Genomic DNA, 15,595 nt, shown 5'->3' with positions numbered 1-15,595 from the left:
AACATGCGGTAGGGTGGTAACTGTAGTGTTCCACAGCGCATTGATGCGCTTGATGGGCGCGCTACGGGGCTGTTTTCTTCCGGCAGTCAATGAGGCCCGTGAATAACGGCCCGACATGCACATATATCACACCATCACCGACGATAGGAGCGTACCTTCTATGGATTCGACCATCTTTAATCGCCGTACCCTGTTGGGCAGCGGCGCACTTGTGGGCCTGGGGGCCCTGCTTGCGGCATGTGGCCAGCAGGCAAATAACGAGGCGGCAGCCACCGCCTCCGCCGCGCCGAGCGAATCGGCATCTACTTCTGCTGCGGCATCTGAATCTGCATCAGCTTCAGCAACCCCCTCTACTGTCCGAGGCTACTCGGGCGGCTCGAAGGCGCCGGATGGGGAATACCGCCCTGCTGATAAGTACGGTCCGGCACAGAATGTACCGAAGCCTAACGTTCCGGAGGACGGCTACAACGAAAAGTCTTTGGAGGGCATGCGCAAGACGATGGATGCCTGGATTTTGTGGGCAAATTACGGCACTCAAACTGGCGATTACTCGATGGCTCGCAAGTTCATCTCGCCAAATTTCAAACGTGAATTGGAAGAGTATAAAAATGCAGAAGAGCTTTATCAAAGCGGCGGATGGATCATTGGTGGAATCGACCATTTTCTAGCCGATGGAAACCCTTGGTCCGAAGACGGTGAAACCTACTTCTGGAAAGCCTATCGCGAATGGGATCGTGAGATCTTTGTTGAGTCTGATGGGAGCTGGGTTAGCTGGACCAATGATGACAAAACTGATGATACCTTCAAATTTGAACTGAAGCACAACGGTCAAAAATGGGAAATCATTGATTATGTAAGTGTTGAGGACTAAACATGAGACAGAATATTAAAAATATTTCATTGATAATTATTGGAATAAATATTGTATGCTCATCAATCGCTCCGGCATTAGGTAGCGACTCGACAAAAGAATGTTCATCTGAAAATAGCGCCAAAGTATGTCAAACCACTAAGAATACAAAATATAAAGACAAAAGCGGAGGCAATAGAAACACAGGTCATACCTCAGAAAATATAAATGACGGAAATTACCCATCTCAGTCATCAAATTCAGAACCTAGCACCTACGCCTCCAAAGGCGCTAACGGCATGACCCTAATTCGTTCCAAGAGTGACTCTAACATCCTTGGTTGCGTAGGTAAGGGCGGAAAGATTGGAAACGTAAAACTCAACAATCTTATCGTTCGTGACGATGGAACCTACATCGATGGCGGCTTTGGCAAATATAGCCGCACCTCAGAAACCTGTGTCCCCAACGATACCCGCACCCTGACCAGTGCCGACAGTCCGGGTCCTACCGGCCCGACCTACGAAGAAGTTATGACGGAAATTCGCCATGCTGCAGAGTCGCTAGAGCCCGGTAAGCCCACCCTCCACCAGTCCTACAACAATCCCGCAGGAACCGGCCGTGCAGAAGGCGACCCCAACGTCTACAAGGGCGACCAGATCAACTTCTACGTCAATGACGGAGGACCCTACCGCCTCGAAGCAGACATGCTCGCCGGACACGTCGAAATTGAGCTCATGCCCTCCTCCTATGTCATCGAGTACGGCAACGGCGATACTGCCACCAACTACACCGCTGGCAAACCGGTTACCACCTACCCTCGTGAGCGTCCGAGGCAGACGGATACCAGCTACGCCTACCAGCGTTCCGGTAACTTCCATGCGTATGCGACCGTACACTACACGGCTCGTTTCCGCGTGGATGGTGGCCCGTGGCAGATGATGATGGTGACCCCGCAGGCAACCAGTGACCCGCTGCTGGTGCGTGTGTGGTGGGTTGATGTGGGCCGCGTGGCAGGTGACTGCAGCTACGACGACACTCGCTGGGGCTGCAAGAACGATCCGACGATGGGTAAGAAGGATAATCCGAACCCGCGCCTGCGCAAGGCCGACATCCGTACCGGCCAGCGATGGCACCTGAATGATAACGGTGACGGGGACACGGAGTATTCGTTGCACCGTGACTGGCCCGACATGTAGGGCCGCCCCCGTGGGTCTTATGCTGAGAAGCCACATGTGTTTCGAAAAGCCACTTCTTTGGTGGCTTCTCGAAACACATGTGGCTTCTCGCCGTTCATAAGGGAGGACCAGGAGAACTTTCGATAGGTTAGTGCCTTCACCGTGGGTCTTTAACCCGCGTTAAAGTCACTAACCTATCGACAGGGCCGTAACCTATCGAAGAATCCCCCTATCGACAAACCCCCGCCCCCATACCGCGTAACAACTCGTAACACCCCCTTGCGATATACCCCCCTAGGGTATATACTGGAGTCATGGAAACCACTAGCAACCAGTGCTGCCACAGCACATCCGCCCAGGTCAGCACCGCATCCGACGCACCCGCCAAGGAACAGTCCGAGGCGCGCACCGGCGCATGCTGCGGCGGCGAGGCGCCCGAAACCCAGCACGGTTACGCCTCCAACAAAGAGGCGCACCTCAAGCGACTGCGCCGCATCGAAGGGCAGGTCCGCGGCATCGCCCGCATGGTCGACGAAGATAAATACTGCATCGACATCCTCACCCAGGTTGCCGCGGTCTCTAAGGCGCTCCACGCCGTCTCCCTGAACCTGCTCGAAGAGCACATCGGCCACTGCGTGACCGGCGCCGCCGTCGAATCCGAACGCACCGGCGACCCGACCATCGCAGAGGCCAAGGTCAAAGAGGCAACCGCCGCGATCTCCCGCCTCATGCGCAGCTAAACGCGCCGCAAACCACTCGGCGGCCCCAAGTTTTCAACCCATTACCGAAAGGAAATCATCATGAGCACCACCACCGTTAAGGCAACCGGCCTGACCTGCAACCACTGCGCTATGAGCGTCAGCGAAGAGGTCAACGAAGTTCCCGGCGTCACCGGCGTGACCGTGGACGTCGTCAAGGACGGCGTCTCCACCGTGATCATTGAGCACGAGGGCACCCTCAACACCCAGGCTGTTGCAGACGCTATCGTAGAGGCTGGCTTCACCCCCGCCGTCTAGCACGGCAGCCGGCTCGATTAGGAGTCATCATGGCTTACCCTCCGCAGTACATTGCGATGGTTGTTGGCGCGGTTCGCACCCTTGTCGGCACCGAAAACATGCACCTGCGCGACGCAATCACCCGCGTGGCCAGGCAGATGAATCTGGATGCGGCACTGGTCGATTCGTGGGTGAAGCAGAGCCCCGAATATACGGCGCGTGAGGATGCACCCGGTGCGGCGCGACGTAGCGGCACGAGCGCGAATAAGCGTTCCGCCGAGCATGAGCAGGGCGTGAAGGCGCGTGAGAAGGCGAATGCTTCGCCATTCCCGCGGGCTGCCGTGAAGCGTGCCTACGGTGTGTCTGATCGTGGCGCGAAGGTGACCGGTATTCGTCCGCATACGAGCAGGCCGGATGGGCTGCCCGGCGACCACTAAGCCGCCGCAGCATTACTCCCGCCGCCGCGTTTACAGCCTCGCGGTTTTACCCGCAGCTTTCACCCTCGCGCGCGCTCGATACCGCGTCCCGATACTGCACCAAGCACCGTCCGGGGCGGGGTTCTTTGAGGCCCTTCCTCCACTCGGTGTGCGCCTTTTTCTACCCTCCCGTTTTGAGTTTTGAGGAAGTATTGTGTCTTCTACACAGCCTTCAACGGCACCCCAGAAGCCCTCATCACAGAGTGAGCGCTCTCTTTTTAATCCAGCCGGAACGACCGCAAAATCAACGGAGTCGACCCGAATTATCCACGTGGATATTCAGGGTATGACCTGTGCATCCTGCGTGGGTCGTGTGGAGCGTAAGCTCCGCAAAATCCCTGGTGTTGACCCGGCGGTGAACCTGCCGCTGGAGTCGGCGCGCGTCATCGTGCCCGAGGGTGTGAGCGACGAGCAGATTGTTGAGACCATCAACAGTGCCGGCTATACGGCGCACCTCAAGAACGGGCCGCGCGCGGGCGCTGGAACGAACGCGAGCGCATCCGGCGGCGGCGGCCATCACAGCACTCCGAGCATGAATGACGGCTTCACTGACCGCATTATTTATGCAGCGATTTTGGGTGTGCCGGTTCTCTTGATTTCGATGTTCCCGTCGCTCCAGTTCCCGAATTGGGGTTGGGTTGTGGCGGTTCTGACGGCGCCGGTTGCGTTTTGGTGTGCCGCGCCGTTCCACCGTGCGGCGCTGATTAATGCGCGTCACGGCTCGTCCACGATGGATACGCTGGTATCTCTCGGCGTGGTGTTGGCGTATTTCTATTCGCTGGCGCAGCTGCTCATGAACCCGGCGTTGACGGCGCATGTGCATCATACGGACGGTAGTTTCTGGTCGATATTTACCGGCAACCATGCGCCGCTGTATTTTGATACGGCGTCCACGGTGACGCTGTTCCTGCTGATTGGTCGCGCGATTGAGCACCGCACCCGCCACCGCTCCTCGGAGGCGCTGCGCACCCTGCTGAACATGGGCGCGAAGGAGGCGACTCTGCTGCGCACCGATAAGCAGGGCGTGACCAAGCAGGTGCAGGTTCCGGTGGAGGACCTCATGCCGGACGACCTGTTCCTGGTGCGCCCTGGCGAGAAGATTGCCACGGACGGCGTGGTGGTCGAGGGTACCTCCGCGGTGGATGCGTCCCTGCTGACCGGCGAGTCCGTGCCGGTTGAGGTGCATCCGGGCGATACGGTCACGGGTGCCACGGTGAACACTTCGGGTTCGTTGACGGTGCGTGCGACCCGCGTGGGCGCCGAGACGACCCTGGCGAAGATGGGTGAGCTGGTGGCGAGCGCCCAGGAGACGAAGGCTCCTATTGCTCGCCTGGCGGACCGTGTTTCTGCCGTGTTCGTGCCGGTGATTTTGACGATTTCGGCGCTGACTCTGGTCGGCTGGTGGCTGGTGTCCGGTGACGGTGCGGCGGCGTTCAACGCGGCGGTGTCGGTGCTGGTGGTGGCGTGCCCGTGTGCCCTGGGTTTGGCGACCCCGACGGCTCTATTGGCGGGTACGGGCCGCGGCTGGCAGTTGGGTATTTTGATTCGTAACGCGCAGGTGCTGGAGGCGACGAGCACGGTTGATCGCGTGGTGCTGGATAAGACCGGTACCGTGACGACCGGCGAGATGTCCGTGGCGTTCTACGGCACCTTCGGTGATTATGAGTCGGCGGGTGACCTTGCCGGTATTTCGCCGGAATCCGCAGATTCCAAGAACGAGCGTTCCCTGTCTGTTCTGCGTGATGCAACCGCCGTGGAGGCGCTGAGCGAGCACCCGATTGCCCGCGCGATTGCCGGTTTCGCCCGCGAACAGGGCGTGCTGGCGGAGGGCGCTTCGGCACCGAGCGTGAGCGGCTTTGAGGGTGTCCCCGGAGGCGTGCGCGGCGTGCTGAGCAGCGCCCAGGAAGGTGCCGAGAATGGCACCTCCCAGCTGGTTGTGGTGGGTACCCCCGAGTACCTGCAGGCAGCCGGTGCGCAGCTGAGCGAGAGCCAGTTGGCCCTGCTGGACCAGGCTCGCCGGGCGGGTCTGACGACCGTGGTTGTTGCCCGCGGCGAGGCCCCTGATGAGGCCCCGAACGGTGAAGCCCCGAGCAGCGCCTCCGCTCTGCAGCCGGTCGGCATGATTTCGGTTGCCGACACCCCCAAGCCGGAGGCGGCAGAAACCATGGCGCAGCTGCGTGAGCTCGGCCTGGAGCCGATCCTGCTCACCGGTGACGCCCCGCAGGTTGCGCAGGCGGTCGCCTCGAAGGTCGGTATTTCGGCTGAGAACGTGTATGCCGGCGTGACCCCGGAGGGTAAGTCGCAGGTGATTGAGAAGTTGCAGGCTGCCGGTCACCGCGTGGCGATGGTCGGTGACGGTGTGAATGACGCCCCGGCGCTGGCTCTTGCTGAGCTGGGCATTGCGATGGGTTCGGGCACGGACGTTGCCGCGGAGGCAGCAGATATTGTGCTGACCCGTTCGGATGTCGCCTCAGTGGTGACGGCGCTGCGCCTCTCCCGCGCTACGCTGCGCACCATTAAGTCGAACCTGTTCTGGGCGTTCGCCTACAACTCGGCGGCTATTCCGGTCGCTGTGGCGGGCCTGCTGAACCCGATGATTGCGGCTGCGGCAATGGCGTTTAGTTCGGTATTTGTGGTGCTGAATTCTATGCGTCTGACGGCGTTTAGGAAGTAGCGCCCCGCCGTTATACAGAATGAATTGCCTCGCGCGATTTCAAACGAAAATTTCAAAAGCGCATCTCACCGTGCTTTTTGCACGGTAAAAGATATAAAGAAATGCACCGCCCGTGTAAAGGCGGTGCATTTCTTTATATTTAGTTTTCACGGGCGGCGGCAAGAAAACCTCGCCGAGAACCCGACAAGAACCTTACGCCCAGGTGACCAGGTCCTCGATGGAGCGGCGGCTCTTCGGCGCGATTTCGTGGGCGCGGTAACCGAAGGTCACAGCCACGGACACACCGAACTCTTCCGGGTCGAACAGGCCGGCGGAAGCGAGCAGCTCGTTCACTGCCTCGTAGTCCATGCCCTCGATGGGGCAGGAGTCAATGCCGAGCATTGCGGCGCCAGTCATCATGTTGCCCAGGGCGATGTAGGTCTGCTTGGATGCCCAGTCGAAGAGTGCGCGGTCGCTTTCCAGGATCTTCATGTCGTTCTTCTGGAAGTTGCCGTAGCGTTCGAGTGCAGCCTGCATCTGCTCCTCGGTGAGGTCGCGGCCTTCGAGGGTGCGGCGCATCCACGGGGTGTCGTAGCGCAGGCCCTTCTTCGCCAGCAGTACGACCACGTGGCTTGCGTCGTCGAGGGCGCCCGCCATGCCCCAGGCGATCGGCTTGAGCTTTTCGCGCAGTTCGGGGTCCTGGATGACCAGGAACTTCCACGGTTCGGTGCCGACGGAGCTGGGCGACAGGCGCGCAAATTCGAGGATTGCGGCGAAGTCTTCGTCACTGACGCGGCGGTCGGGGTCGTAGGCGCGGGTTGCGCGGCGGCGGGCGAAAATTTCGAGGGCTTCTTCGCGGGTTACGGTCACGGTTTCATCCTTTGCATGAGGGTTTCAATATCCTGTCATGCTACACCTGCGGAGGGTGCGGGCGGTCTAATTGTGAGCCATTACGCCCAGAGCACGTATGTTCGAAGCAGTCAGGCTCGAAGGGTTTAGGCACCGGCTTTCATCCACACATCCGAGCGGGCGCGGCGGCCGAAAATGACCGCGCGGATTCCTTGGAAGTACAGAATATACGCCGCCCACAAGCCGCAATACCCGGCGAGCGCATCCATGGCACCGGCGCCGACCGCCCAGTGCAGGCCGAGCATGACCGGCACGTACATGACGAGCATGATGAAGCAGCCGATTGCCAGGTATTTCACGTCCTGCGCGCCCATGAGGATGCCGTCCAGGGTGAACACGTACGCGGCGATGGGCTGACCGAGCGCAATGATGACGGTGGCGATGGTGAAGAGGAACGCAACTTGCGCATCCTGCGTGAAAATCCAGGAGCCGAAGAAGCCGATAAGCGGGCAGATCAGGCCGGTGATGACGCCGTAGATGAGGCTCATGCGGAGCAGCCGGTTTTTCAACTGGCGCACCTTCGCACGTTCGGATTCTACGTTGAGGTCGCGTTCGCCGAGTTCCTTGCCGAGTAGCGCCTGCGCGGCGATGGCGAGGGAGTCCAGGGCGTAGAGGAAGAGGTTAAATACGCCCATGCCGAGCTGGTATGCGGCGGTGTGTTCGGTGCCGAATCGTGCCACGACGAACACGGTCAGCAGGGAGGCGATGCGCATGGACAGGGTGCGCAGCATAAGCCAGGAGCCGAGAGAGAGCACCGAACGCATGCCGGCAACGTCGGGTGCCCAGCGGACGGCGTGTTCGCGGGTGCCGCGCATCATGACCACACCGAGCGCGGCAGCCATGCCCCACTGGGTGAGGGAGGTACCGGTCGCCGAACCGGCGACGCCCCAGCCGACCGGGTAGATGAGCAGCCAGTTCAGCATAATGTTCACGAGCGTGCCGACCGTGGCGACTTTGAGCGGGGTGACGGTGTCTTGCAGCCCGCGGAGCGTGCCGACCTGCGCGAGGATAATCATCATCGGCGGAATACCCCACAGCGAGTGGTGCAGGTAGTCGAGGGCGTAGCTCATGGTTTCGTCGGTCGCGCCGAGGCCGCGCAGCAGCGGGTCTGCGAAGGCGTATCCGGCGATCATGAGGAGCATGCCGAGGCCGAAGGCGACCCACACGCCGTCCACACCGATCTGCCAGGCGCGGCGCAGGTTCTTCTCTCCGAAGGCGCGCGCCACGGCGGGCGTAACGGAGTAGGCGAGAAAGTTCATGAGGCCCACGACCGTGGTGACGAGCGTGGCGGCGATGCTCATGCCCGCAAGTTCTGCCTTGCCGAGCTGGCCGATGAGGGCGGAGTCGGTGAGCACGAAGATGGGTTCGGCGATGAGCGCGCCGAAGGCGGGTACGGCGAGGGCGAGGATGCGCCGGTTCAGCGAAGGCTCGGAGGTGTTCGCGGCGGCATTCGCGCTGGGGTTCACGGCGTTCTGGCCGGACGCGTTGTTCGGGTGCTTCTGTGTGCTCATCCTTCTAGGCTACTCCCCGCCGCGGCGGCGGGTGCCTGCGCGCGGGGCGGGGTGCACTCTGCGAGATAGGCGTGCGAGATGCGCGGTTAGGCGCCTCGGCCGCGTAGTTCGTCGAGGGCGCGGCGTTCCTTCTTGGTGGGGCGGCCGCTGCCTCGTTCGCGTTTGGCGACCGGCGGCATGGAGAGGTAGGCAGGGCGCGGGCCGGAGAGGTCTTCGTAGCAGGTGACGGCGATGGGGGCGCCTACGCGTTTGACGAGGAGTTTTTCGACTTTGAAGACGCGTTCCCAGCCGGGGTAGCGAACCTTGACGATATCGCCTTTTTTGAGTTTTTGGGAGGGTTTGGCGGGGGCGTCGTTGACGCGCACGTGGCCGCCTTTGCATTCGTCGGCGGCGAGGGAGCGGGTTTTAAAGATGCGCACTGACCAGAGCCAGAGGTCGAGCCTGGCGCTGGTTAGTGCGTTGGTGTCTTCTGCGGTCATGTGTTCATTGTGGCGCGAGGCGGGCGGGGCACCAAATCAGGTGCGCCCGCCTATCCTGCGCAATCTCACCGCAATCTCACCGGGCAAATCCGCAACCGGCACCGAAGCCGCCATGCGGCAGAAAATTTTCTATTGCACGCACCAAGCTATTGAGCGCAAACCCGCATCCACTAGGGGTATTGTTAAGTCACCTTCTCAAGAAGTGTTCTCAAGGCCACCTAGTTCGCGTGGTCTACGGGGGGGTTGTGGCCGCGACGCCACGGGCTCCCGTAACAGATTGGATATACACCATGTCAGCTTTGAAAAAGCTCCTGGCGGCTGCCCTCATCAGCACTGTGCTGTCTTCTTGCTCCTTCGGCCCTTCTCTAGAGAAGGACGAAAGCGCCCGAGCAATCTTCGACGTAGAAAATGATCGGGTAATCCTACCCCTGGATGCATACGACACCACCGGTAAGGACGAATACTTCACCAAGGCCCTTGAGCTGGCACGCAAAAAGTGTTTTGCCGAACACGGGCAGCACTACAAGATGTTTGTCCGCACCGAGGGGGCCGGCAGGAACTACGGCAGGACCTACGGAATCTGGAATGTTGAGCGCGCCCAAAAATACGGCCTCCACGAGCCCAATGAATCGAATACGCTGGATCTGTCCTCCCCTGCGCCCTCCTCCGACCCTGGGAAGGATGTCCGCACCGAATGCTATCAGCGCGCCGTCGATGAGATGAAGCAAATTGGAGAGATACCATTCGGCTCCACCACGTATACACGTTTGGAGACCGACGCTCGAAACGCCGCTGGGGATAGGCAACTCAAAAAATCTCTTGACGACGAATGGAAGCGATGCGTCAAGGATAAGGGCCTCACCCCTGATAGTGAGATGACCGTCAAAGAATCGAAGAATATTCCTCAGAGCGCCGTCGCCTCCGAAGAAGAAATTCGAATCGCCACTATCGAGGCGCAGTGCAATCAGGATGTGGGCCGTTCGCAGAAGCTCTACGACCTGGAGGCGCAGTACCAGAAGCCGCTCGTCGCCAAGAACCAGGCCGCCCTGGAGAATGAGCTCAAAGAATTCAAACGCCGGGACGAGCAGTTCAAGCAGTACGTGCTCGACAACCAGTAACAGCGAATAGCAGTCGGTAATAGTCGGTATGCCGAAAGGGTGTGTGCCGTGTTCAGTGAACACGGCACACACCCTTCTTACGTTGTACCGGCTATGTTGCGTCAGCTACGTTGTACCGGCGGTCTAACCCGCGGTGGTTATGCCTCCACCGTTGCGGTGCGGCGCTCCTTGAGAGCCCAGCCGATGACACCGGCGAGCAGACCGAACGCAACCCAGGAACCGAGCACCAGCCACTGGTCGCTCGTTGCAACCTCCGGGAAGTACGCAATCGAACGCAGCAGAGTCGAGGAAGCACCCGGCACCAACATCTGACCAATCTGACCCCACGCACCGGGCAGGAACACGCTCGGCATGCTTGCGCCCGAAATCGGGTTACCAATGAACATGGTGATGACCGCGCCTACAGCGAGACCAATCAGCGGCGAAGACAGTGCACCCACACCCACAATGAAGAAGGCGGTCGCCAGGTAGGTAGCGCCGAACGCAGCCCACAGGGTTGCGAAGTCGCCGGGGATGAAACCGAACCAGGTGCTCAGAATCAGGGCGGTCAGTGCACCACCGATGACGGCGTACAGGGTTGCGGTGGCGAAGCGGCGCCAGGTGCCGTTCACGCGCAGTGCGGAGAAGGAACCACCGAGAATACCGCCAATGACCAGCGGGAATGCGGAGATAGCGATACCGGAACCGGAGGAGTCACTCTCGCTCAGGGGCACCACTGCGGTGGTCTTCACCTCCATTGCGGATGCCTGCTCGGCCTGCACCTTCATCTGCTCCAGCTGGGCGGCAGCCTGTGCACCCTGCTCACCTCCCGCCTGCACCGCCTGGGTGAGGGCTTCCGTCTTAGCGGCGAGTGCCTTCTGCTGAATCTGCGCGTTCAGCTGGGTGGCAACACCGTTGAGCATCTGGGTTGCTGCGGCGTTCGCGGCTGGTGCGGTCAGCACCTCGGGAGCGGCGCCCTCGGTGAAGATAATTGCGCCGTAGGTTTCGCGCTGCTTGATTTGCTGTTCAGCCTCTTCGCGGGAGGATGCCTGCTTCAGCTCAAAGGTCTCAATGCCCTTATCTTTGAGGGACTGTTCAAACTGACTGACGGTCACCTCGGGGCCTGCGATAGAGACGGGCAGGTTCTTTGCCTCCATGGTCTTGGTAGGCCAAGTGAAGGCTAGGACGACGAGTGCTACCAGCAAGGATGCTAGTACGGAGGTGCTGATGACCTTAATCCAGGAGGAACGCTCGGTGGTTTCTTGCGCGTTTGCTTCTGCAATGCTCTTGGCCGCAATCTTCTGGGATGCGCGCTCGGGGGCTGCGGCGGTCACCGATTCCGCGGTGACTGCGGTGGCGGTTTCGTTGTTCATGACAATCTCCAAACAAAATGCGTATTTCGTTTACGAATCAGAACTCTACTCTCGGTTTTTACTGAGTACAAACGAAATAGCTATTTTGTTTACAAAGTCACAAAAAGAATCAGCGTTGTGTTTACGCGTTCTTTAGCCTCACCCCCTAGACTGGAACCATGCCCCGACTAACAGACGCCACCAAAGCCGCACGCCGAGCCCAAATCATCGAAGCCGCCATTAGCTGCTTCCTCGAAAAGGGCTACACCAACACCTCCATGAGCGACATTATCAAAGCCTCCGGGCTGTCCTCCGGGTCTATCTACTCGCACTTCTCCGGCAAAGAAGACATCCTCATCACCGCCATCAACGAGCGCCTCGAAAATGTCAAAAATCTCTACGCCGCACTCCCCGAAGGCGCCGGGCCCCAGGACATTCTCGAGACCATCCACACGAACCAGCTGGTAAACGACAATTTCTCTGCCATGCTGCGCATCCGCCTCGAATCGCTCCACGCACCCGAAATCGCCAGGGCAACCGCAGACGTCATGCCCCTGTTGCAGGGCATCATCGTAAAGACCCTCACTCCCTGGGCCACTGAACAGCTGAGCGTTCTGCACGAGATTAACCCCGATCCGGCACAGCGCACCCCCGAACAGGAGGCGCTCATCACCGACTACGCCCGTGACGCCGCGGACGCCTTCATGATGGTTTTTCAGGGCTACATGCTCCGCTCCTTCCTCGGTAACTCCAACCAGAAGGACCGCCTCTATCGCGTTGCTTTGGCGCTCCTTCCCGAGTAGTTGACCGCCCGATAGACCCTAAAAATCACCCTTGAGCGGTTGTCTTTTGGGTTTATCGGCAATTTTTGGGCACTATAGTGCCCTCACAATCTGCAGGCGTAGAATCGAGGAATTATGACTGAATCCTGCACCCCCGCAACCCCCAAGCCGCGCGCCACCAACCCCGCCGAGCTGAACAACCTGCGTGCCGCACACGCCGATGAGCTCTCTTCACGCACCCGCGCCACGAGCATCCCGGCAGACTCCTGCTCCCTCTACAACGACGAGGCGCTCGGCGGCACCGCCGGACGCGCCACCGCATGGCTTGCGCTCGAACACGTGGGCCAGTGGGGTCGCGACGTGCTGGACGGCTCCGCCCTCGGCGAGGAGCTTTCGGAGGCGTTGGGCGAGGCAGTCTCGCAGGCGGGTTTGAAGTTCCTACTGATCCGCCAGACGGGCAGGGCGGGGCGCGTACTGCACGGCGCGCCGGATGCATCCGGCAACCCGACCCACCGGGTACTCTACGCGCTCTGCACCCCGGGTGAGGAGAAGCTCTACTCGTTCAACGTGAGCACCCCCGAACAGCTTCTCGACCTACCCCTGGGCAACCCCCAGGAGTTGATTCAGGCGACCGGCGCGGAGCTCATGGACTCCCCCGCCATTCTCGTGTGCACCCACTCCAAGCGCGACCGCTGCTGTGCCCTGCGCGGTCGACCCATTGCGGCGCACCTGGCGGATATCCTGCCTAGTAATATGGTCTGGGAGTGCTCGCACACGGGTGGTCACCGCTTTGCCCCGGTTGGCATTATGCTACCCACCGGCTACACCTACGGTCGCCTCTCGGAGCCTTCGGCGCTGGCGGCGTACCTGTCGCTGGCGGGTCGTTCTATTCCGTCGCTGCACGGCCTGCGAGGCCGCAGCACGGATACCCCGGTGGAGCAGGCAGCGGAGGTTGCCGTACGCCTCGAACTGGAGAAAAAGGGTGAAGAAGTAACCTCTGGAGGTTTGGTTTCACGTGAAACATCGGTAGCGGAGGCACTGAGTACACTCCTCGAGGCGGGTATCGACCCCGCGGTAGACACCGCCGAACACCCCACCCTGGAGGCGGCACTCACCTCCCACACCGACGGACGCACCTGGGTCACCTTCTTCGAGCGGGTCGCCCTTGAGCCGCGCCCCAACTCGTGCGGCAAGGGTCCCGCAGATGCTTTCAGCCGCGAGCTGCTCGCACTGCGCCAGCTCTAAGCCCTGCACCAGATACAAGCCCCGTGCCAGCTATAACCCCTGTCCCAGCTCTAGGCAGAGTCAGCTCTAGCACCCACGCATAATGTAGACAGCGTAAAGCCCCGGCGGGCACCTTCTCGGGTACCCGTCGGGGCTTCGCTACATTCAGAATTCACCGTATCCAGGGTTCGCCGTAACCGGCATCCCGCCGTATCTGGCGAACAGCCTTACCCGGCGAACGGGTTCGGCGCGCCGATGTACTGCAGCTCGGTGTACTCCTCCAGACCCTCGGGGCCGCCCTCGCGGCCCATGCCGGACTGCTTCACACCACCGAAGGGCGCCGCCGCATTCGAGATCACGCCGGAGTTGTAGCCGATCAGTCCGAACTCCAGGCCCGCCGCCATGCGCGTAAAGCGCGGGTGGTTGCTCGTGTACACGTACGCCGCCAGGCCGTACTCGGTGTCGTTGGCGAGCTTCAGAGCGGTGTGTTCGCCCTCCTCACCGTAGCCGCCGAAGGTGGTAATCGGGGCGACGGGGCCGAAGATTTCCTCACGCCACACGCGCATCGAATCGGTCACGCCGGTCACCACGGTGGGGCGAATGAAGTTGCCCTTGTTGAGGTTCTTGGGCATGCCACCGGTATCGCTCGGAACGTTCTCCTCAAGCTCGGGAATGTAACCGCCGCAGGCGAGGAGCGCACCCTTGCCCAGGGCGTCTTCCACCATAAAAAGCATGGATTCAACCGCTGAAGGTTGAATTAGCGGTCCGCAATCGGTTCCCTCGACCGTTCCATCACCCACGACGGTCGCCTCCATGCGTTCCACGAAGGCGCGCGTGAACTCTTCGGCAACGTCCTCGTGCACGATAAAGCGGTTGGCGGCGGTGCACGCCTCGCCCATGTTCCTCATCTTCGCCGCGTAGGCACCCTCAACGGCGGCGGGGATGTCCGCATCCTCAAAGACGATGAACGGGGCGTTGCCACCCAGCTCCATGGAGGTGCGCAGAACGTTCTGCGAGGCCTGCGCGAGCAGGGTGCGGCCCACGGCGGTGGAGCCGGTGAACGACACCTTCCGCAGGCGCTCATCAGCCATCAGCGCGGAGACAACGTCGCCGGTGCGGGAGGTGGTCACCACGTTCAGCACACCATCCGGCAGGCCCGCCTCGCGCATCAGGTACGCGAAGTACAGGGAGCTGAGCGGGGTCAGGGAGGCGGGCTTGAGCACCACGGTGCAGCCCGCAGCGAGCGCCGGGGCGACCTTGCGTGCCGCCATGGCGAGCGGGAAGTTCCAGGGGGTGATGAGCAGGCAGGGGCCCACGGGGCGGCGTACGGTGGTGATCTGCAGCCCGGATTCGGGGGCGACGGCGGTGCGGCCGAAGCTGCGGGCGGCTTCTTCGGCGTACCAGCGCAGGTAGTTCGCGGCGTAGGCGACCTCGCCGCGGGACTGGTCGAGGGGTTTGCCCATTTCGAGGGTCATGAGTCGGGCGATGACTTCGGTGCGCTGGGTCATGAGCGTGTAGGCACGGTTGAGGATGTCAGCGCGTTCGCGGGGGCTGGTTGCCGCCCAGGAGGCGCGGGCGTCGCAGGCGGCGTCGAGTGCTTCGATGCCCTGTTCGACGCTGGCGTCAGCGACGTGCGCGAGAATCTGGCCGCAGGAGGGGTTGTGTACGGGGAAGGAGCCGTTGTCGCCGGTGACCCAGCTGCCGCCGAGGAGCAGGTCGGTGGGCACGTAGAAGAAGGGGTAGGAGGGCCGCTCGTAGGGGTCGATGGGTTCGCGCTGCGGCATGTTAATGCTTTGCATGTGCGGTTCGGCGCGGCCCCGTAGCTCGGCGGACTTCGCGGCGGGCTTTTCGGAAGTAGCGCTCTCGGAGGCGGAGCTTTCGGGTGAGGTGGTCATGGCGTGCCTTTCGGGTTGGGGCGGCCGGTGCGGTCGACTCTGACGCTTTTAATTCTAGTCCCCGTCCTCTCCCCTGCCCCGCGGCCCGCTACGCGCCCCAAAACGCGCGCGGAGTGCCTGTGCGCGCCGCCGCTGCCCATCTCTCCCCCGCCCGACCAATCATCCCGCCGCCCGAGCACGCCGAAGGGGGCTGCATC

At 61.3% G+C, this 15,595-nt stretch carries 14 protein-coding genes; 9 read left to right on the top strand and 5 right to left on the bottom strand.

The features are described from left to right. Positions 1–160 precede the first annotated feature (160 nt). The 6 genes from RWZ58_RS03025 (at position 161) to RWZ58_RS03000 (ending at position 6,170) form a co-directional block, all read left to right on the top strand. Positions 161–871 (top strand): DUF6318 family protein, encoded by a 711-nt coding sequence (locus RWZ58_RS03025; protein WP_313969154.1) that lies wholly within the window; start codon positions 161–163, stop codon positions 869–871. Positions 872–1,149: 278 nt separating this feature from the next. Beyond that, a complete protein-coding gene (locus RWZ58_RS03020; protein ID WP_314657310.1) occupies positions 1,150–2,046 on the top strand; it encodes a peptide ABC transporter ATPase in 897 nt (298 codons plus the stop codon). A 293-nt stretch (positions 2,047–2,339) separates the two neighbouring features. Then, the gene (locus RWZ58_RS03015; protein WP_314657309.1) at positions 2,340–2,765 is read left to right on the top strand and encodes a metal-sensitive transcriptional regulator; all 426 of its coding nucleotides are present in this window, start codon (positions 2,340–2,342) and stop codon (positions 2,763–2,765) included. 60 nt (positions 2,766–2,825) lie between these two features. Next, positions 2,826–3,041 carry a heavy-metal-associated domain-containing protein gene (locus RWZ58_RS03010; RefSeq protein ID WP_314657307.1) on the top strand — a complete coding sequence of 72 codons (216 nt, stop codon included), beginning with the start codon at positions 2,826–2,828 and terminating at the stop codon, positions 3,039–3,041. A 29-nt stretch (positions 3,042–3,070) separates the two neighbouring features. Continuing rightward, entirely contained in the window at positions 3,071–3,457 is a 387-nt protein-coding gene (locus tag RWZ58_RS03005; RefSeq protein WP_005504270.1) for a hypothetical protein, read from the top strand. Positions 3,458–3,767: 310 nt separating this feature from the next. Continuing rightward, positions 3,768–6,170: a heavy metal translocating P-type ATPase gene (locus RWZ58_RS03000; protein ID WP_314657415.1), complete on the top strand. Its 2,403-nt coding sequence runs from the start codon at positions 3,768–3,770 to the stop codon at positions 6,168–6,170. Positions 6,171–6,362: 192 nt separating this feature from the next. Here RWZ58_RS03000 and RWZ58_RS02995 read toward each other — a convergent pair whose 3' ends face one another. From RWZ58_RS02995 to RWZ58_RS02985, 3 genes are all read right to left on the bottom strand, one after another. Next, entirely contained in the window at positions 6,363–7,019 is a 657-nt protein-coding gene (locus tag RWZ58_RS02995; protein ID WP_314657304.1) for an NAD(P)H-dependent oxidoreductase, read from the bottom strand. 125 nt (positions 7,020–7,144) lie between these two features. Beyond that, a complete protein-coding gene (locus tag RWZ58_RS02990; protein ID WP_314657302.1) occupies positions 7,145–8,569 on the bottom strand; it encodes an MATE family efflux transporter in 1,425 nt (474 codons plus the stop codon). A gap of 86 nt (positions 8,570–8,655) precedes the next feature. Next, positions 8,656–9,048 (bottom strand): RNA-binding S4 domain-containing protein, encoded by a 393-nt coding sequence (locus RWZ58_RS02985; protein WP_005504266.1) that lies wholly within the window; start codon positions 9,046–9,048, stop codon positions 8,656–8,658. Positions 9,049–9,338: 290 nt separating this feature from the next. Between RWZ58_RS02985 and RWZ58_RS02980 the strand changes: the two genes are divergently transcribed. After that, positions 9,339–10,166, top strand: a complete 828-nt coding sequence (locus RWZ58_RS02980) for a UDP pyrophosphate synthase (RefSeq protein ID WP_314657300.1) — start codon at positions 9,339–9,341, stop codon at positions 10,164–10,166. Positions 10,167–10,303: 137 nt separating this feature from the next. Here the strand turns inward: RWZ58_RS02980 and RWZ58_RS02975 are convergent, their stop codons facing one another. Continuing rightward, on the bottom strand, positions 10,304–11,518 hold the full coding sequence (locus tag RWZ58_RS02975; RefSeq protein ID WP_314657298.1) for an ABC transporter permease: 1,215 nt from the start codon (positions 11,516–11,518) through the stop codon (positions 10,304–10,306). A gap of 158 nt (positions 11,519–11,676) precedes the next feature. On the opposite strand from RWZ58_RS02975, the gene RWZ58_RS02970 reads away from it, so the two are divergent. Next, positions 11,677–12,300, top strand: a complete 624-nt coding sequence (locus RWZ58_RS02970; RefSeq protein ID WP_303986898.1) for a TetR/AcrR family transcriptional regulator — start codon at positions 11,677–11,679, stop codon at positions 12,298–12,300. A 114-nt stretch (positions 12,301–12,414) separates the two neighbouring features. Beyond that, positions 12,415–13,524 (top strand): sucrase ferredoxin, encoded by a 1,110-nt coding sequence (locus tag RWZ58_RS02965; protein ID WP_314657295.1) that lies wholly within the window; start codon positions 12,415–12,417, stop codon positions 13,522–13,524. Positions 13,525–13,730: 206 nt separating this feature from the next. Here RWZ58_RS02965 and RWZ58_RS02960 read toward each other — a convergent pair whose 3' ends face one another. Further along, positions 13,731–15,398, bottom strand: a complete 1,668-nt coding sequence (locus RWZ58_RS02960) for an NAD-dependent succinate-semialdehyde dehydrogenase (protein WP_314657293.1) — start codon at positions 15,396–15,398, stop codon at positions 13,731–13,733. Positions 15,399–15,595 lie beyond the last annotated feature (197 nt).

It is taken from the genome of uncultured Rothia sp. (genome assembly GCF_963544205.1).
Taxonomy (GTDB): domain Bacteria; phylum Actinomycetota; class Actinomycetes; order Actinomycetales; family Micrococcaceae; genus Rothia.
This window is presented reverse-complemented; position numbering and strand designations above follow the sequence as displayed.